The sequence below is a fragment of the Pseudomonas sp. FG43 genome (genome assembly GCF_057809175.1).
Window position 1 is genome coordinate 266,560 of record NZ_JBMDJL010000005.1, and the last position, 16,946, is coordinate 283,505.

The window sequence follows — 16,946 nt, forward strand, 5'->3', positions numbered from 1 at the left end:
AAGTGAACACCCTGTAGCCACTATAGGGTCAAGCGCTCAAACGAGATGAAACATATGAAGATCGGCGAACTGGCGAAGTTGACGGATTCTCAGGTTGAAACCATTCGTTATTACGAGCGTGAAGGCCTGCTGCCTGCACCGGCCCGCAGCGACGGCAATTACCGCTTGTACACCCAGGCGCATGTAGAGCGGCTGTCGTTCATCCGCAACTGCCGCAGCCTGGACATGACGCTGGAAGAAATCCGCAGCCTGCTCAACCTGCGCGACAGCCCGCAGGACCAGTGCGAAAGCGTCAACGCGCTGATCGACGAACACATCGAACACGTCAATGCGCGCATCGCCAGCCTGCAAGTCCTGCAGGAGCAGCTACAGGACCTGCGCCGCCGTTGTGGCGACGGTAAATCGGACCATTGCGGAATTCTGGAGCGTCTGGAAGTGACAGGCGCCGTGGCGGCGGCAGAAGGCGAGCCTTCACATGTGGGCAAGAGTCATGGACATTGAAGCAGCTGCAAGCTTCAAGCTGAAAGCCTCAAGCAACTTGCAGCTTACAACTTGCCGCTTGCAGCTCGCCCCCTATACCGCCATCGGTGCTGTCATCGCCGGATGGTGCTCGTAACCTTCCAGCGAGAAGTCGGAAGGTTCGATCAGTTCCAGCCATTCCGGCTGATAGACACCGGTCTTGGCGAACTCGGGCACACGGTCGGAGATCACCAGTTTCGGCATCGGGAACGGCTCACGGGTGAGCTGTTCGTTGAGCATGTCCAGGTGGTTCTCGTAGACGTGGGCATCACCGATGAAATAGGTGAACCAGCGCGGCGTGTAGCCGGTCAGGCGGCCGATCAGGCTCAGCAGTGCAGCGCCTTCGGTCAGGTTGAACGGCGTTCCGAGGCCCAGATCGTTTGAACGAATGTACAGCGTCAGGGAGATTTCCCGGGTCTGCGGGTTCGGGTGCAACTGGTAAAGCAGGTGACAAGGTGGCAAGGCCATCTCATCGAGCTGCGCGCAGTTCCAGCCGTGGAACAGGATACGGCGGCTGCCCGGGTCCTTGATGATGGTGTCGACGCACTGGCGAATCTGATCGATGGCCTTGTACAGCACCACAAAGCTCTGGCCATCCTCTTCGGACTCTGCGATCTGCTTGTAACCCTGGCTGACGGCCAGTTCAATCGCCGCCGCATTGCTGGTTTCAATACGCTTGTAGGCCGGCCATTTGCGCCACTGCACGCCGTAGATCTCGCCCAGATCATCCTCGCCCTTGCGGAACGGGTTGTTCAGCCACTGAGCGTTCTCGTTGGCGTTCTGATCCCAGACCTTGCAGCCCAGTTCGCGAAATTCGGCGGCATTGCTGACGCCACGCAGGAAACCGACCATTTCGCCGATGGCCGACTTGAAGGCCATACGCCGTGTGGTGATCGCCGGAAAACCTTCCTGCAGGTCATAACGCAGCATCGCGCCGGGGAAACTGATGGTGTTCACGCCGGTACGGTTGGACTGCAAGGTCCCGTGCTTGATCACATGGGCGACTAGTTCAAGATATTGCTTCATAAATTACCTGCATCGTTGAACACGCCGGGCAACATCACCCGGCGTTTCAGTATTAAGCCGCTGCCTTGGCAGGCTCGCGCTTGTAAGCCAGCCAGATCATGGCCAGACCAGCGATAATCATCGGCAGACTCAGAATCTGCCCCATGGTGACCCAGCCCCACGCCAGATAGCCCAATTGAGCGTCCGGCACGCGGACGAACTCGACGATAAAGCGGAAGATCCCGTAAAACAGGGCGAACATGCCGGAAATGGCCATGGTCGGGCGCGGTTTGCGTGCATAAAGGTTGAGAATGATGAACAGCGCCACGCCTTCAAGGGCGAACTGATACAGCTGCGATGGATGACGCGCCAGTTGCGCAGGGTCGCTGAACGGCGGGAAGACCATGGCCCATGGCACATCGCTTGGCTTGCCCCACAGCTCGGCATTGATGAAGTTGCCGATACGCCCGGCACCCAGACCAATCGGCACCAGCGGAGCAACGAAGTCCATCAGTTGGAAGAAAGTCTTGCCATTGCGTCTGCCAAACCACCAGGCCGCCAGCATCACGCCGACAAAACCGCCGTGGAAGGCCATGCCGCCTTTCCAGACTTCAAAGATCAACAGCGGATTGGCGAGATAAGCCGACAGGTCGTAGAACAGCACATAACCCAGACGCCCGCCGACAATGACGCCCATGGCCAGCCAGAAAATCAGGTCGGAGAGTTTTTCCTTGGTCCAGGTCGGATCGAAAGCATTCAAGCGACGCGACGCAAGCAGCCATGCGCCACCTATGCCGACCAGATACATCAGTCCATACCAGTGAATTTGCAGCGGGCCGAGGGATACGGCTACCGGGTCAATCTGCGGGTAAGGCAGCATTGCAACTCCTCAATTGGAACGCTCTTGCGAGCGACTGAATCCGAAAGACAGCTAAATCAGGAAACTGGTGCCCACACATAACAGCAGCGCAGCGAACAGTCGTTTCAATAGACGTGGCGACAGTTTATGCGCCAGCCGGGCGCCGAAGCGCGCAAAAAACATACTGGTGACCGCAATGCCAAGCAGCGCGGGCAGGTAAACGAAGCCCAGACTATGCGGTGGCAGCTGGGGATCGTGCCAGCCCAGAATCATGAAACTTATTGCACTTGCCAACGCGATAGGAAAGCCGCACGCCGCTGAAGTTGCTACCGCCTGTTGCATGGACACACTGCGCCAGGTCAGGAACGGCACGGTCAAAGAGCCGCCGCCGATCCCGAAAATCGCCGAAGCCCAGCCGATCACTACACCCGCCGCTGTCAGGCCTGGCTTGCCGGGCACGCTACGGCTGGCCTTGGGCCGCAGATCCAGCGCCATCTGCAAGGCGACCAGCAGGGCGAACACACCAATGATCTTCTGCAGATAAGGCCCGGCAATGTAACTGGCTGTCAGCGAGCCGAGGCCTGCGCCCACCAGAATGCCCACCGTCAGCCATGCAAAGATCGGCCAACGCACCGCGCCCATGCTGTGATGAGCGCGAACGGAATTGATCGACGTGAATACGATAGTCGCCAGAGAGGTCCCGACCGCCAGGTGAGTCAGCACCGACGCATCGAAACCTTGCAGGCCGAAGCTGAGCACCAGCACCGGAACGATAATGATGCCACCGCCAACGCCAAACAGGCCGGCCAGCACACCCGCACAGGCACCCAGGGCCAGATAGAGCACAAATTCCATGGGAGCCCCCAAAATCAGTCCGGCATGTTACCGGAGCACGGCTTGATGCTCTAGCGGTGGGCGATGAAACGTGGAGGGACTGAAACACATCGCGGGCAAGCGCGCTCCTACGGACACCAAACCTGTGGGAGGGGCCTTGGCCGCGACAGATCGATACAGTCGAAGCGCCCTCAATGCCCTTTGACCGAACCCGGATTGATCATCCGGGACAGACCCAGATTGCGCAGCGCCAGTTGCAGCGAGCTGCTGATCACTTGCGGGTTGTCGTTGGTCATCAACTGGGCCAGCAGTTCCTTGGCCTTGCTGAGGTTGATCTGGCGCAGCATCCATTTCACTTTCGGCAGGTTGGTGGCGTTCATCGACAGGCTGTCAAAGCCCATCGCCATCAACAGCACGGCCGCAGCAGGATCGCCCGCCATCTCGCCGCAGATACTCACCGGCTTGCCTTCGGCATGGGCATCGCGCACGACGCTTTGCAGCGCTTGCAGCACCGCCGGGTGCAGGTAGTCGTAGAGGTCGGCGACACGCGGGTTGTTGCGGTCAACCGCCAGCAGGTATTGGGTCAGGTCGTTGGAGCCCACGGACAGGAAGTCCACCTGACGAGCCAGGTCGCGGGTCTGATAGACCGCTGCCGGGATTTCGATCATGACACCGACAGGCGGCATCGGCACATCGGTGCCTTCATCACGCACTTCGCCCCATGCGCGGTGGATAAGGTGCAAGGCCTCTTCCACTTCATGGGTGCTGGAAATCATCGGCAGCAGAATGCGCAGGTTGTTCAGACCTTCACTGGCCTTGAGCATGGCGCGGGTCTGCACCAGGAAGATTTCCGGGTGGTCGAGGGTGACGCGAATGCCGCGCCAGCCCAGGAACGGGTTCTCTTCCTTGATCGGGAAGTAGGACAGCGCCTTGTCGCCGCCGATATCCAGGCTGCGCATGGTCACCGGCAGCGGATGGAAGGCTGCCAGTTGTTCACGATAAATGGCCAGCTGTTCCTTTTCGCTCGGGAAACGCTGATTGATCATGAACGGCACTTCGGTGCGATACAGGCCCACACCTTCGGCGCCACGCTGTTGGGCACGTGCGACGTCAGCCAGCAAGCCGGTATTGACCCACAGCGGCATGCGATGACCATCCAGTGTCACGCAAGGCAGCTCGCGCAGGGCATCGAGCCCTTGGGACAGCTGACGCTCTTCCTCCACCACCTTGGTGAACTGCTGGCGCATGATGTCGCTGGGGTTGGTGAAGACTTCACCGTGATAGCCATCGACGATCAGGTCGATCCCATCCACCTTGGAATAAGGGAAGTCCACAAGGCCCATGACCGTGGGAATCCCCATGGCCCGCGCCAGAATCGCGACATGGGAGTTACCCGAGCCCTGTACCGACACCAGACCGACCAGCTTGCCTTCCGGCACTTCACCCAGCATCGCCGGAGACAGTTCTTCACTGACCAGAATGGTGTTGTCGGGGTATACCAGAGCCTGCTGCCGGGCTTCCTGGAGGTAACCCAGCAAACGACGACCAAGGTCCTTGACGTCCGATGCACGCTCGCGCAAGTAGGCGTCGTCCATCAGCTCGAAACGGTTGACGTGCTCGTTCACCACCGAACGCAAGGCACCCTGCGCCCATTGGCCGGTCTTGATGATATTGGTCACTTCGCTACCCAGCGAAGCGTCGTCGAGCATCATCAGGTAAACGTCGAACAGTGCCAGCTCTTCAGGCCGCAACTGGGTCGCAAGCTTGGCTGACAGGGTACGCATGTCATTGCGCACGCCTTCCAGCGCATTCTGGAACAGCGCCAGTTCGGCATCGATATCAGTGACAGCTTTATCGGGGACCACTTCCAGATCGGCGGGTGGCAACATGACCACCGCCACGCCGACCGCCGCACCGGGCGAACCGGCCACGCCGACAAACTTGGCTTCCTGGATACCCTTGCCCTGACGACCCAGACCGCGGATCGAGCCAGTGGCTTCGGCATGGGCGATTACGCCTGCCAGTTGGGCACTCATGGTGACGAGGAAGGCTTCTTCCCCTTCGTCGAACTGACGCCGCTCCTTTTGCTGGATCACCAACACGCCAACCACACGACGGTGATGGATGATCGGCGCGCCCAGGAAAGAGGCATAACGCTCTTCACCGGTTTCGGCAAAGTAGCGATAACGGGGGTGATCGGCAGCGTTTTCGAGGTTCAGCGGCTCTTCGCGTGTACCGACAAGGCCCACAAGGCCTTCGTTCGGCGCCATGCTCACCTTGCCGATGGAGCGCTTGTTCAGGCCCTCGGAAGCCATCAGCACAAAACGGTTGGCTTCGGGGTCAAGCAGATAGACCGAGCAGACCTGGCTACCCATGGCCTCCTTGACGCGCAACACAATAATGCCCAACGCCGCCTTGAGATCCTTGGCGGAGTTAACTTCCTGGACGATCTTGCGCAGCGTATTGAGCATGGCTCGGGGTCGAACTCCGTGTCAGTCGCGCGATAAAAGGCGCGGGGCAAGCTCTTTGAGTGCGCGTCGATACACCTCGCGCTTGAATGTCACCACTTGGCCTAACGGATACCAATAGCTGACCCAGCGCCAGCCATCGAACTCCGGTTTACCGGTCAAATCCATCCGCACCCGCTGCTCGTTGGAGATCAGGCGCAGGAGAAACCATTTCTGTTTTTGGCCGATACATAGCGGTTGGCTATGAGTACGGACCAGTCGTTGCGGCAGACGATAGCGCAACCAGCCTCGGGTACAGGCCAGAATCTGCACATCCTGTCGTTCCAGCCCGACTTCTTCATTCAATTCACGATAAAGCGCGTCTTCCGGCGTCTCCTGAGGGTTGATTCCACCCTGCGGAAACTGCCAGGCATCTTGGTTAATACGCCGAGCCCATAGGACCTGACCAGCATCGTTTGTCAGAATAATCCCGACATTAGGACGGAAACCATCGGGGTCGATCACGGCAACAACCTCGCAAACGCATGTCGCCGCATTGTTCCACAAAGGCGATCAAAGCAGCAACGAGCCTTAGCACCTTATGTGAAGTCTTGTGAAAACCTCGTATTCTTGTGCTCTTTTTTCAGTTATTTCAGCGAGTAACCACATGCGCCTGGCTTTATTCGACCTCGACAACACACTTCTGGGCGGTGACAGCGATCACGCTTGGGGCGATTACCTGTGCGAACGCGGCATCCTCGATGCCGTGGCCTACAAAACGCGCAACGACGCATTCTATGAAGATTACCTGGCCGGCACGCTCAACCTGACCGACTACCTGAATTTCAGCCTTGAAATCCTGGGTCGCACAGAAATGGCCCAGCTTGATGAATGGCACCGGGACTTCATGCGCGACTGCATCGAACCTATCGTACTGCCCAAGGCGCTGGAACTGATCGCCAAACACCGCGACGCAGGTGACAAACTGGTGGTCATAACCGCCACAAACCGCTTCGTTACCGCGCCAATCGTCGCCCGCCTGGGGATCGACACCTTGCTGGCGACCGAGTGCGAGCAGATCGACGGGCGCTATACCGGCCGCACGACAGGTATACCCTGCTTCCGTGAAGGCAAGGTGACTCGGCTCAATCATTGGCTTGAAGAGAACGCATTCAGTCTGGAAGGCAGCTATTTCTATAGCGATTCCATGAATGACCTGCCATTGCTGGAACAGGTCGCCCATCCAGTGGCCGTGGACCCGGACCCGAAACTGCGTGCAGAAGCAGAGAAGCGCGGCTGGCAGGTGATTTCCCTGCGTTGAGAAATGCCGCGATCAAGCCGGTTTGAAGACCATCAGACCGGCCATCACTATAAGGCAGACGGTGGTAATGACTGCCAGCGCCAAGGTGAACCGCAGATTGCCAGCCTTCCCGGCCAGCCGACTCACCAGCCAGACCCAACTGAAAAGCCCCACAACATAAAGCACGCTACTGGCCAGCACCCACGCCTGCCCCAGTGACCAGCCGAGCAGATGAACCAGCCACCAGCCGCTGAAAGGCAGGATCGCCAGGCAGACGGCCATCAGCAGCCAGACAAACAAGGCCGGGCGTTGCAAAAGGCGGTCATGAACATGCTTCTTGATGACCCAGAAAGCCAGCCCGAAGGCGCTGAGCAACCATAGCGTGATGGCGGCTATATGCAGGGTTTTCAGCGCTGTGATGTATTCCATTGCGGACATCCCTTGCTGGCGAAGCTGTATTGAGCGTAGCAAATCAAGGTGGAAATCGGGTGGCTGGAATCACAATCCGTGGGAGGGGCCTTGGCCGCGACAGCATAGTTTCAGGCGCTGAAAACATGTTGCCTGTAAGCAAGTCGCCGCGGCCAAGGCCCCTCCCGCAGGTGATATGCATGCCTTAGATCAGCATTACACCCACAGATCGCTTACCCCAGAAACAGCTTGTACGCCGGATTCTGGCTCTCATCCCAGTACGGATAGCCAATCTCCTCCAGCGCTGCGCCCACCAGATGCCGTTCCTCTTCCGGCACCACTAGCCCGGCCACTACGCGGCCATCGGCGGCGCCGTGGTTGCGGTAGTGGAACATCGAGATGGTCCAGCGCCCGCCCAGTTTGTTGAGGAAGTTGAACAGCGCGCCCGGCCGTTCCGGGAACTCGAAGCGCAGCACCACTTCATCATCCACCCGCTCGGCATGCCCGCCGACCATATGCCGGATATGCAGCTTGGCCAGTTCGTTATCGGTCAGGTCCAGCACCGGGAAGCCTTGCTCCGTCAGGCTGGCGATCAGGGCGCTGCGCGGGTCAGTGTCAGGATGAGTCTGCACGCCGACGAAGATGTGGGCCTCGCGGTCGGTGTGGTAGCGATAGTTGAACTCGGTGATCTGGCGCTTGCCGATGGCCTGGCAGAACGCCTTGAAGCTGCCCGGCTGCTCGGGGATGGTCACGGCGATGATGGCTTCGCGGCCTTCACCCAGTTCGGCACGCTCGGCCACATGGCGCAGGCGGTCGAAGTTGACGTTGGCGCCGGAATCTATGGCCACCAGCGTCTGGCCGCTGATGCCACGTTGCTCGACATATTTCTTGATCCCGGCCACACCCAGCGCACCGGCCGGTTCGGTGATGGAGCGGGTGTCATCGTAGATGTCCTTGATGGCTGCGCAGATTTCGTCGGTGCTGACGGTGATGACTTCATCGACGTAGTGACGACAGACCTCAAAGGTGTGATGGCCGATCTGCGCCACCGCCACGCCATCGGCAAACAGCCCGACCTGATTCAGCACCACGCGCTCACCGGCAGCCATGGCGACTTGCAGGCAGTTGGAGTCGTCCGGCTCGACGCCGATGACCTTGATGTCCGGGCGCAAGTATTTGACGTAAGCGGCAATGCCCGCAATCAGACCACCACCGCCCACCGGGACGAAAATGGCGTCCAGCTGGCCCGGTTGCTGACGCAGGATTTCCATGGCCACCGTGCCTTGCCCGGCAATGGTGTCGGGATCGTCGTACGGGTGGATGTAGACGAAGCCCTGTTCGTCCACCAGCTTGAGCGAGTAGGCTAGCGCCTCGGGGAATGAATCACCGTGCAGCACCACTTGCGCGCCCCGTGAGCGCACACCCTCGACCTTGATCTCGGGCGTGGTCTTGGGCATGACGATGGTCGCCTTGATACCCAACACTTTCGCCGCCAACGCCAGGCCTTGTGCATGGTTGCCCGCCGAGGCCGTGACCACGCCACGCGCCAGTTCTTCAGGGCTCAGTTGCGCCAGCTTGTTGTAAGCACCACGAATCTTGAAGGAGAACACCGGTTGCAGGTCTTCGCGCTTGAGCAGCACCTGGTTGGACAGCCGTTCGGAAAGCTGGCGAGCGCCCTGCAACGGGGTTTCTACGGCGACGTCATAGACGCGGGACGTGAGGATTTTCTTGACGTACTGTTCAAGCATCGGGGCGATATCACTGGCGAAGAGGGCAAGGCCGAGAAGTCTACTCCGCACTCCGATGAACGACCATACGAATGACGGGGCTTTGCGGCGCAGTCATCGCTATAATGCGGCCCCTTTTTGCACCTTTGGCACCGTGGAGCCAGCATGACTCAGGATCAACTCAAACAGGCCGTGGCTCAAGCCGCTGTCGATTTCATTCTTCCCAAGATCGACGACAAGAGCATCATCGGTGTCGGCACCGGCTCCACGGCCAACTGCTTCATCGATGCGCTGGCCAAACACAAGGCTGCGTTTGATGGTGCAGTTGCCAGCTCCGAAGCCACGGCAGCACGCCTCAAGAGCCATGGCATTCCGGTCTATGAACTCAATACGGTCAGCGATCTGGAGTTCTACATCGACGGCGCCGATGAAAGCGACGAGCACCTGAACCTGATCAAGGGCGGCGGTGCTGCGCTGACTCGCGAGAAAATCGTGGCCGCCGTGGCCAAGACCTTCATCTGCATCGCCGACGGCAGCAAGCTGGTGCCGGTGCTGGGCGCATTCCCGCTGCCGGTCGAAGTCATCCCGATGGCGCGCAGCCATGTTGCACGCCAACTGGTCAAGCTGGGCGGCGACCCGGTCTATCGTGAAGGCGTCTTGACCGACAACGGCAATATCATTCTCGATGTTCACAACATGAGCATCACCAACCCGGTGGAGCTGGAAACGCAGATCAACGCCATCGTGGGCGTGGTCACCAACGGCCTGTTCGCGGCTCGCGGTGCAGACCTGTTGTTGCTGGGTACCGCCGAAGGCGTGAAAACCCTGACTCGCTAAACAGCGGGCAGTTTGACCAGAGTTCCCGTCGCGGAACTCTGGCTTGAACGAAGCCTATGGCTTGCGAAACTTGTAGAACAGATTCGGCTCGCTCACTACGTAGAGCGTCCCCTCGTCATCCAGGGTAAAACCCTCGGCCTGCGGCACGTCCTTGCTCAAACCCAGCTTGCCCTTCTTCAAGGAAGCGCTGGCAATCGGGCGACCTTCGTCATTGAGTTCCAGGATCTTTTTCGACTCATCGGACATGAGCAGCAAGTGGCCCGTAGGAGCATCGAAGTACAGGCTGGACATGTCGCGTACAAACAGGCCTGCATCGCGTTTTCTGTCGAAAATGACGCCAAGGCTGTTACTGCTCTGGGGGAAACCGCGTATTTCGACGATCTGTACCGGCTCGCTTTCCTTGGCGATGAACAGCCGCTGGCCCTTGATATCGTAGGCCAGGCCTTCAAAGCCCTTGTTGCGGCCCACATCGATACTCAGTGTCAGTTGCACCGCATCGGCGGCATCGAGGGTCTGGGTGTTGTCGTCTACATGAACCTTGAGCAAGCGCTGCTGGCGCTCGTCACTGATGACATAAACGCCAGGGCTGATGTACTCGATGGCTTCCGAATCGCCGAAACCGGTCAAGGGGATGCGCCGCAGGATGCGGCCATCCAGGCTCAGCTCGACCATTTCGTTCTTCTGGTTGGTTACCGTGAACAGGCTTTTGCGATCCGGGTCGTAACTCAGGGCCGAGACATCGTCCTCAAGCCCTTCAATCACCTGCCCTTCAATCTCGACCTTGTAGCGATCAAGACCGACCGTCTGCTGCAAATCCGGCTGCCAGAGCATCTGCCAGGCAAACGAAGCACGCTTCACGAAACGATATTCCCGATCCGCAAAAAACAGCAAGGCAGCCAGCGCAATCATCAACGAAAACAACAGGGCAGATCGAATAGGGAGACGCATCAAGGCAACTCAAATATTAATCGGGCAGCATGAATATCATGGGAATCTGAATTCATGCTTAATAGCGCAATGCCATTTCACGCTTCACTATTTGCGAAACGAATAAAACAGGTTCGGCTCGCTGACCATATACAACGTCCCCTCCTCGTCCAGCGCCACACCTTCTGCCCTCGGGATAGTGTCTTTCAAGCCGTTCATGCCACCCAGCAAGGTCATGAAGCTGACTTGCTGTCCGTTTTCGTCAATTTCCAGCAACAGGTGTGAATCGGCAGAAAGCACCAGCGTATGCCCGGTGCGAGGGTCGATACTCAATGAAGAAAGGTTGCGCACGTCCAGCGAGATACTGGTGACTTTTTGTTTCTCGCCCTTCAATACGTCACTGCCATCACTCTTCCATGTAAACAAGGCAGGCGGACGCTCTTCACCCAGCAATATCTGCTGACGGACCGGGTCCCAGGCCACGCCTTCAAAACCCTTGTTCTGGTTCTTTGAAGGGCCAAGTTCGTATTTGGGGAAATCGGCCATGTTCAGCGTCGTGGTCTCGGCGGTCACCCTGACGATGCTCAGTACATGCTGGCGTTCGTCGGTAATTCCGATCAGGCCGTCATTCAGGACGGCAATACCCTCGGGGTTGCTCCAGCCCACCAAGGGGATCTTGCGCAATACATCGCCCTTGAGGGTCAGTTCTACCAGGAACGGATGCTTGCCCATGACCGAGAACAATGTCTTGGTCACCGGGTTGTAAGACAGATCGGAGGCTTCGTCCTTCTCCATGCCGGACAATGGCTTGGCATCGATCTCTACCTTGTAGTCCGGGAGCCAGATGCTGGCGCTGCGGGACGCCTTGCTCTGGAAGCCTTCCTTGACCCATAGCAATGCACGATCATCCCAGTGCATCGCAAACGCCAGGGCATATCCCATGACCAGAACCAGTAGCAACCATGCATACCAACGCATGCCCAACAGACGGAAACGGCTATTTTGAGACGCGGGAAGCCTGGCCATTCATGAATTCCTGAGCTGATATAACGCAACCATAACCTAAAGCCCTCGGATGAGAGGCAGCCGGATTATCCAGATCAAGTGTGAAAAAAACGCCAATTGATGCTGCCAAGCCGGTTCAGTGTCTGTGGGAGGCAGCTTGCTGGCGACAGGGCCACAAGACAGAGCCAAAAAAAACGCCCGAGAGGTCATCTCAGGCGTTTTTCAAAAGCAGCAACCGGGCGTTTAACGAACGACGCTCTCAAAGCGGTTCTGGCCGGTCAGCTCAAGCACGATTTCGTCACCGGCCTCGAACGGCCCGACGCCTGCCGGGGTGCCAGTCATGATGATGTCACCGGCCTGCAACGAGAAGTTGGCGGCCATGTGCTGGATCATCGGCACGATCGGGTTAAGCATCAGGCTGCTGTTGCCATCCTGTACGACCTTGCCGTTGATGGTCAGACGAATACCGATATCGGTCAGGTCCGGGTAGGTTTCGGCAGGCACGAAAGGAGCGATGACTGCAGCTCCGTCGAAACACTTGGCCAGTTCCCATGGCAGCCCTTTTTCGCGCAGACGCGACTGCACGTCACGCAAGGTCAGGTCCAGGCCCGGAGCAAAGCCACTGATGGCGTCGAGTACTTCTTCGCGGGAAGGGTTCTTGCTCAGCGGCTTGCCGATCAGGACGACGATTTCGGCTTCGTAATGCACGGAACCGCGATCTGCCGGAATGCTGAACCCGCCTTCCAGAGCAACCACGGAACTGCCGGGTTTCATGAACAGCAACGGCTCGGTCGGGACCGGATTGCCCAGTTCCTTGGCGTGTTCGGCATAGTTACGACCGATACAGACCACTTTGCCCAGCGGGAAGTGGATGCTCGTTCCATCGACATATTTGTGCTGGTAGCTCATGACGTCTCCTGGGTCTGATAATTCTGGCTTCGTTGAATAAGGTGTGTCGGCTGATCAAACAGCAAATATCTTGCCCGGGTTCATGATGCCGTTAGGGTCGAAGACCGCCTTCAGCGCTTTCATGTATTCGATTTCAGCAGGTGAGCGACTGTACGTCAGATAGTCACGCTTGGTCATCCCCACACCGTGCTCGGCAGAAATCGAGCCGTTGTATTTCTCCACTGTCTCGAACACCCATTTGTTGACCTTGGCACAGGTCTGGAAGAACTCGTTCTTGTCCAGACTCTCGGGCTTGAGAATGTTCAGATGCAGGTTGCCATCGCCAATATGGCCGTACCAGAGCACTTCGAAGTCAGGATAGTGCTCTGCAACGATGGCATCGATCTCGCCCAGGAAAGCCGGCACTTTCAAAACCGTGACCGAAATATCGTTCTTGTAGGGCGTGAAGTGGGAAATGGTTTCGGAAATGTATTCGCGCAGCTTCCACAGGTTCTGCAACTGTTGCTCGCTCTGGCTCATCACGCCATCGAGCACCCAGCCCTGCTCGACACAATGCTCGAATGTTGCCAGGGCATCGTTGGCCACATCCTCGGTGGTCGCTTCAAACTCCAGCAGCACATAGAACGGGCAAGGCGTGTCGAATGGCGAAGGCACGTCGCCACGGGCCATGACGCGGGCAAACGACTTGTCGGAGAAGAACTCGAACGCCGTCAGGTCCAGCTTGCCGTGGAAGGCATGCAGCACAGGCATGATCGAATTGAAATCAGTGGTTCCCAGCACCATCGCGGTCAGGTTGCGGGGCGCACGATCGAGGCGCATGGTTGCTTCGACCACAAAGCCCAGCGTGCCTTCGGCGCCGATGAACAACTGACGCATGTCGTAGCCGGTGGCGTTCTTGATCAGGTCCTTGTTCAGTTCCAACAGGTCGCCCTTACCGGTGACGACCTTGAGGCCCGCGACCCAGTTGCGAGTCATTCCGTAGCGAATGACCTTGATCCCGCCAGCATTTGTGCCGATATTGCCGCCAATCTGACTGGAGCCCGAAGAAGCGAAATCCACCGGGTAATACAGACCGTTATCCTGAGCCAGAGTCTGCAACTGCCGGGTGATCACGCCGGGCTGACAAACGGCCGTACGCTCCGTGACATTGAGCTCCAGGACCTGATTCATGTAGTCGAACGAAACCACCACTTCGCCATTAGCCGCTACCGCTGCGGCTGAAAGCCCCGTCCGGCCGCCCGAAGGCACCAGCGCCACAAGACGCTCGTTGGCCCAACGCACGATGGCCTGAACTTGCTTGATGGTCTTGGGAAACACGATGGCCGTGGGGGCGGGCGTGAACTGTTTGGTCCAGTCCTTGCCGTAGGCTTCGAGAGAACCGCTATCGGTCAACACCTTGCCTGGCTCGACCAGGGTTTTTAGCTCATCAATCAAAGCGGGATTGGTCATGGACGCAACTCTCGAACAATTCATGGGCATCCTGAGAACGGTTCACGTTCGGGAATGGGGTTTCGCGGGGTGCATATGCTAGCATACGCCCCCCGCGAATCGTGCCTACGGCCGATCCGGCCCTCCTGCCATTTTTCCCCGGGACACAGGTTTACGCAGATGAGCAAGACTTCCCTCGACAAGAGCAAGATCAAGTTCCTTCTTCTCGAAGGCGTCCACCAATCCGCCGTTGACGTCCTCAAGGCCGCCGGCTACACCAGCATCGAGTACCACACCAAGTCTCTGCCGGAAGCCGAGCTGAAGGAAAAGATTGCCGACGCCCATTTCATCGGTATCCGCTCGCGCACCCAGTTGACTGAAGAGCTGTTCGACAGCGCCAAGAAACTGGTCGCAGTCGGTTGCTTCTGCATCGGCACCAACCAGGTTGACCTCGACGCAGCGCGTGAGCGCGGCATCGCGGTGTTCAACGCCCCGTACTCCAACACTCGCTCCGTAGCCGAGCTGGTGCTGGCCGAGGCCATCCTGCTGCTGCGCGGTATCCCGGAAAAGAACGCTTCCTGCCACCGTGGCGGCTGGATCAAGAGCGCGGCCAACTCCTTCGAGATCCGTGGCAAGAAACTGGGCATCATCGGCTACGGCTCGATCGGTACTCAATTGTCGGTACTGGCTGAAGGCCTGGGCATGCAGGTCTACTTCTACGACACCCTGACCAAGCTGCCGCTGGGCAACGCCACTCAGGTTGCCAGCCTGACCGAGCTGCTGGGCCTGGCCGACATCGTGACCCTGCACGTTCCGGAAACCACTGAAACCCAGTGGATGATCGGCGAGAAAGAAATCCGCGCCATGAAAAAGGGCAGCATCCTGATCAACGCCGCTCGCGGCACCGTGGTCGAGCTGGATGCCCTGGCAGACGCGATCAAGGACAAGCACCTGATCGGCGCTGCAATCGACGTATTCCCGGTGGAGCCTCGCTCCAACGACGACATCTTCGAGAGCCCGCTGCGTGGCCTGGACAACGTGATCCTGACCCCGCACATCGGCGGCTCCACTGCCGAAGCTCAGGCCAACATCGGTCTGGAAGTTGCGGAAAAACTGGTCAAGTACAGCGACAACGGTACTTCGGTTTCCTCGGTCAACTTCCCGGAAGTGGCTCTGCCTGCTCACCCAGGCAAACACCGCCTGCTGCACATCCACGAAAACATTCCGGGCGTGCTGAGCGAGATCAACAAGGTGTTCGCGGAAAACGGCATCAACATCTCCGGCCAGTTCCTGCAGACCAACGAGAAAGTCGGCTACGTGGTCATCGACGTGGACGCCGATTACTCGGACCTGGCACAAGAGAAGCTGCAACAGATCAAAGGCACCATCCGTAGCCGCGTTCTGTTCTGATAACGGCCATGCCCCAGTAGGGGCGGATTCATTCGCGAAGCAATTTCGCGGATAAATCCGCTCCTACTTGACGTTGACCGTGATCTTCTTCGACTCGACCGTCGGATTCAGCGGGATATGCGACTTGTCACCCAACAGCAACTGGAGGGTGTGGCTGCCCGGTGGCAGGCTCAGTACGGTTTCGGTCTGACCCTTGCCGAAATGGCGGATATTGTCGGTGGTAGGTAGCGGAGCATTCGCTGCAGGCTCATCCTTTACATCGATCAGCAAATGATGATGGCCAGTCTCGGGTATATCGACACCTGCTGGCGCAACACCCATCCCTTTCAGACCAAACTGCACCTTGAACGGCGACGTCACGGTTTCTCCGTCCTTGGGCGAGATGATGTAAACCTCCGCGCCCGCAGGCGAAGCGGTACGCGGGATATCGGCCGCATGAATAAAGGTCGACGCTGCCAGCAACAGACCTGCGAGGGCAGTTCTGGAAAATAGGGATGTCATGATCTCTCCGGGCGTTTATGAGACTACCTATCGGACCTGAACCCATGCCTTCGGTTCAGCACAGTTCTTTACGATAGCCCTCCACCCGGGAGAATGGGGTTCATGACACAGATTTCATGAAGCCGGACGGCCTCAAAGGAACAGTTCGTTGCCCCGACGCCGGAACCAGCCGGTCAAGGACAGTCGTTCGCGGGCGGCAGGCAGCACTTCATGGGGGATATCGCCGGACAGGAACACCACCAGACAACCGCCTGCAGGCTGGACGTCATAGGTCACGTCACCCTTGAGGTACATGCGCAATTGCCCGCCATGCTCGGGCAGCCAGGCCTGATTCAGATAGAGCACGGCCGAGACCATGCGCTTGTCATCATCGCGAAAGCGATCCACATGCTTGAGGTAGAACGCCCCTGGCGGATAAAGGGCGAAATGGCTTTCGTAATCTTCCAGCCCCAGGAACAGACCGCGATTGAGCGCCAGACGCAAGCTGTCCATCAGCTCCAGATAGCGGTCGCTGCACTCGGCCTGCCCCGCCTCAAGCCACTGGATATGATCGCCGCGAATACCTTCGCGCACTTCCTGCGCAAGCCCTCGTCCGACACCGGCAGGCTCAAGCTCACCCTCGGCTGCACGTCGATGGCACTCTTGTGCCAGTTCGCGGGTCAGACCTTCGGGCAGGAAAATATTCTGCTGCGACCAGCCATTGGCGGCCAGGTCGTCGACGATTCGCAACAGGAGTGGGTGATCGGGAGATATGCGCATGGCGTGCATAGTATCCATAAGCCCCTGAATTCGACAGAGGTGTGTACGTCGCACGGTCATGTGCGGGTGTT

General features: G+C 58.4%; 17 protein-coding genes. 4 read left to right on the top strand and 13 right to left on the bottom strand.

The features are described 5' to 3' along the window. Nucleotides 1–54 precede the first annotated feature (54 nt). Nucleotides 55–501 carry a Cd(II)/Pb(II)-responsive transcriptional regulator gene (gene cadR, locus ACODS3_RS08705; protein WP_304574874.1) on the top strand — a complete coding sequence of 149 codons (447 nt, stop codon included), beginning with the start codon at nucleotides 55–57 and terminating at the stop codon, nucleotides 499–501. Nucleotides 502–573: 72 nt separating this feature from the next. Here the strand turns inward: cadR and ACODS3_RS08710 are convergent, their stop codons facing one another. From ACODS3_RS08710 to ACODS3_RS08730, 5 genes are all read right to left on the bottom strand, one after another. Further along, on the bottom strand, nucleotides 574–1,545 hold the full coding sequence (locus ACODS3_RS08710) for a thymidylate synthase (RefSeq protein WP_201001402.1): 972 nt from the start codon (nucleotides 1,543–1,545) through the stop codon (nucleotides 574–576). A 52-nt stretch (nucleotides 1,546–1,597) separates the two neighbouring features. After that, entirely contained in the window at nucleotides 1,598–2,404 is an 807-nt protein-coding gene (lgt, locus tag ACODS3_RS08715; RefSeq protein ID WP_201001401.1) for a prolipoprotein diacylglyceryl transferase, read from the bottom strand. A 51-nt stretch (nucleotides 2,405–2,455) separates the two neighbouring features. Beyond that, a complete protein-coding gene (locus ACODS3_RS08720) occupies nucleotides 2,456–3,238 on the bottom strand; it encodes a sulfite exporter TauE/SafE family protein (RefSeq protein ID WP_304574875.1) in 783 nt (260 codons plus the stop codon). Nucleotides 3,239–3,408: 170 nt separating this feature from the next. After that, the gene (gene ptsP, locus ACODS3_RS08725; RefSeq protein ID WP_201018357.1) at nucleotides 3,409–5,688 is read right to left on the bottom strand and encodes a phosphoenolpyruvate--protein phosphotransferase; all 2,280 of its coding nucleotides are present in this window, start codon (nucleotides 5,686–5,688) and stop codon (nucleotides 3,409–3,411) included. A gap of 21 nt (nucleotides 5,689–5,709) precedes the next feature. Then, on the bottom strand, nucleotides 5,710–6,189 hold the full coding sequence (locus ACODS3_RS08730; protein ID WP_025262356.1) for an RNA pyrophosphohydrolase: 480 nt from the start codon (nucleotides 6,187–6,189) through the stop codon (nucleotides 5,710–5,712). A 142-nt stretch (nucleotides 6,190–6,331) separates the two neighbouring features. On the opposite strand from ACODS3_RS08730, the gene ACODS3_RS08735 reads away from it, so the two are divergent. Next, complete coding sequence (locus ACODS3_RS08735; RefSeq protein WP_201001398.1) at nucleotides 6,332–6,985, top strand: histidinol-phosphatase; 654 nt, start codon at nucleotides 6,332–6,334, stop codon at nucleotides 6,983–6,985. Between the two features lie 12 nt (nucleotides 6,986–6,997). Here the strand turns inward: ACODS3_RS08735 and ACODS3_RS08740 are convergent, their stop codons facing one another. After that, nucleotides 6,998–7,393 carry a DUF2269 family protein gene (locus ACODS3_RS08740; protein ID WP_489033986.1) on the bottom strand — a complete coding sequence of 132 codons (396 nt, stop codon included), beginning with the start codon at nucleotides 7,391–7,393 and terminating at the stop codon, nucleotides 6,998–7,000. Nucleotides 7,394–7,605: 212 nt separating this feature from the next. After that, nucleotides 7,606–9,120, bottom strand: coding sequence for a threonine ammonia-lyase, biosynthetic (gene ilvA, locus ACODS3_RS08745; RefSeq protein WP_489033997.1), 1,515 nt, complete (start codon nucleotides 9,118–9,120; stop codon nucleotides 7,606–7,608). Between the two features lie 144 nt (nucleotides 9,121–9,264). Between ilvA and rpiA the strand changes: the two genes are divergently transcribed. After that, complete coding sequence (gene rpiA / locus ACODS3_RS08750; RefSeq protein WP_201007215.1) at nucleotides 9,265–9,936, top strand: ribose-5-phosphate isomerase RpiA; 672 nt, start codon at nucleotides 9,265–9,267, stop codon at nucleotides 9,934–9,936. A 54-nt stretch (nucleotides 9,937–9,990) separates the two neighbouring features. Here the strand turns inward: rpiA and ACODS3_RS08755 are convergent, their stop codons facing one another. The 4 genes from ACODS3_RS08755 to ACODS3_RS08770 form a co-directional block, all read right to left on the bottom strand. Beyond that, nucleotides 9,991–10,884: an SdiA-regulated domain-containing protein gene (locus ACODS3_RS08755; RefSeq protein ID WP_489033987.1), complete on the bottom strand. Its 894-nt coding sequence runs from the start codon at nucleotides 10,882–10,884 to the stop codon at nucleotides 9,991–9,993. 87 nt (nucleotides 10,885–10,971) lie between these two features. Then, a complete protein-coding gene (locus ACODS3_RS08760) occupies nucleotides 10,972–11,889 on the bottom strand; it encodes an SdiA-regulated domain-containing protein (protein ID WP_489033988.1) in 918 nt (305 codons plus the stop codon). 222 nt (nucleotides 11,890–12,111) lie between these two features. Continuing rightward, nucleotides 12,112–12,777 (bottom strand): fumarylacetoacetate hydrolase family protein, encoded by a 666-nt coding sequence (locus ACODS3_RS08765; protein WP_201007218.1) that lies wholly within the window; start codon nucleotides 12,775–12,777, stop codon nucleotides 12,112–12,114. 54 nt (nucleotides 12,778–12,831) lie between these two features. Further along, nucleotides 12,832–14,226: an FAD-binding oxidoreductase gene (locus ACODS3_RS08770; RefSeq protein WP_489033989.1), complete on the bottom strand. Its 1,395-nt coding sequence runs from the start codon at nucleotides 14,224–14,226 to the stop codon at nucleotides 12,832–12,834. Between the two features lie 159 nt (nucleotides 14,227–14,385). Here ACODS3_RS08770 and serA point away from each other — a divergent pair, with 159 nt between their 5' ends. Then, complete coding sequence (gene serA / locus ACODS3_RS08775; protein ID WP_201007220.1) at nucleotides 14,386–15,615, top strand: phosphoglycerate dehydrogenase; 1,230 nt, start codon at nucleotides 14,386–14,388, stop codon at nucleotides 15,613–15,615. A gap of 63 nt (nucleotides 15,616–15,678) precedes the next feature. Here serA and ACODS3_RS08780 read toward each other — a convergent pair whose 3' ends face one another. Continuing rightward, on the bottom strand, nucleotides 15,679–16,116 hold the full coding sequence (locus ACODS3_RS08780; protein WP_489033990.1) for a DUF4399 domain-containing protein: 438 nt from the start codon (nucleotides 16,114–16,116) through the stop codon (nucleotides 15,679–15,681). A gap of 132 nt (nucleotides 16,117–16,248) precedes the next feature. After that, nucleotides 16,249–16,884 (bottom strand): 2OG-Fe(II) oxygenase, encoded by a 636-nt coding sequence (locus ACODS3_RS08785; RefSeq protein ID WP_489033998.1) that lies wholly within the window; start codon nucleotides 16,882–16,884, stop codon nucleotides 16,249–16,251. Nucleotides 16,885–16,946 lie beyond the last annotated feature (62 nt).

Excerpts from the sequence above, each read along its gene's own strand:
- ACODS3_RS08785 (WP_489033998.1), bottom strand. The coding sequence starts at position 16,884 with ATGCACGCCATGCGCATATCTCCCGATCACCCACTCCTGTTGCGAATC.
- ACODS3_RS08770 (WP_489033989.1), bottom strand. The coding sequence starts at position 14,226 with ATGACCAATCCCGCTTTGATTGATGAGCTAAAAACCCTGGTCGAGCCA.
- ACODS3_RS08755 (WP_489033987.1), bottom strand. The coding sequence starts at position 10,884 with ATGCGTCTCCCTATTCGATCTGCCCTGTTGTTTTCGTTGATGATTGCG.
- ACODS3_RS08780 (WP_489033990.1), bottom strand. The coding sequence starts at position 16,116 with ATGACATCCCTATTTTCCAGAACTGCCCTCGCAGGTCTGTTGCTGGCA.
- rpiA (WP_201007215.1), top strand. The coding sequence starts at position 9,265 with ATGACTCAGGATCAACTCAAACAGGCCGTGGCTCAAGCCGCTGTCGAT.
- ACODS3_RS08710 (WP_201001402.1), bottom strand. The coding sequence starts at position 1,545 with ATGAAGCAATATCTTGAACTAGTCGCCCATGTGATCAAGCACGGGACC.
- ACODS3_RS08740 (WP_489033986.1), bottom strand. The coding sequence starts at position 7,393 with ATGGAATACATCACAGCGCTGAAAACCCTGCATATAGCCGCCATCACG.
- ilvA (WP_489033997.1), bottom strand. The coding sequence starts at position 9,120 with ATGCTTGAACAGTACGTCAAGAAAATCCTCACGTCCCGCGTCTATGAC.
- ACODS3_RS08760 (WP_489033988.1), bottom strand. The coding sequence starts at position 11,889 with ATGGCCAGGCTTCCCGCGTCTCAAAATAGCCGTTTCCGTCTGTTGGGC.
- ACODS3_RS08765 (WP_201007218.1), bottom strand. The coding sequence starts at position 12,777 with ATGAGCTACCAGCACAAATATGTCGATGGAACGAGCATCCACTTCCCG.
- ACODS3_RS08720 (WP_304574875.1), bottom strand. The coding sequence starts at position 3,238 with ATGGAATTTGTGCTCTATCTGGCCCTGGGTGCCTGTGCGGGTGTGCTG.
- ACODS3_RS08735 (WP_201001398.1), top strand. The coding sequence starts at position 6,332 with ATGCGCCTGGCTTTATTCGACCTCGACAACACACTTCTGGGCGGTGAC.
- cadR (WP_304574874.1), top strand. The coding sequence starts at position 55 with ATGAAGATCGGCGAACTGGCGAAGTTGACGGATTCTCAGGTTGAAACC.
- serA (WP_201007220.1), top strand. The coding sequence starts at position 14,386 with ATGAGCAAGACTTCCCTCGACAAGAGCAAGATCAAGTTCCTTCTTCTC.
- lgt (WP_201001401.1), bottom strand. The coding sequence starts at position 2,404 with ATGCTGCCTTACCCGCAGATTGACCCGGTAGCCGTATCCCTCGGCCCG.
- ptsP (WP_201018357.1), bottom strand. The coding sequence starts at position 5,688 with ATGCTCAATACGCTGCGCAAGATCGTCCAGGAAGTTAACTCCGCCAAG.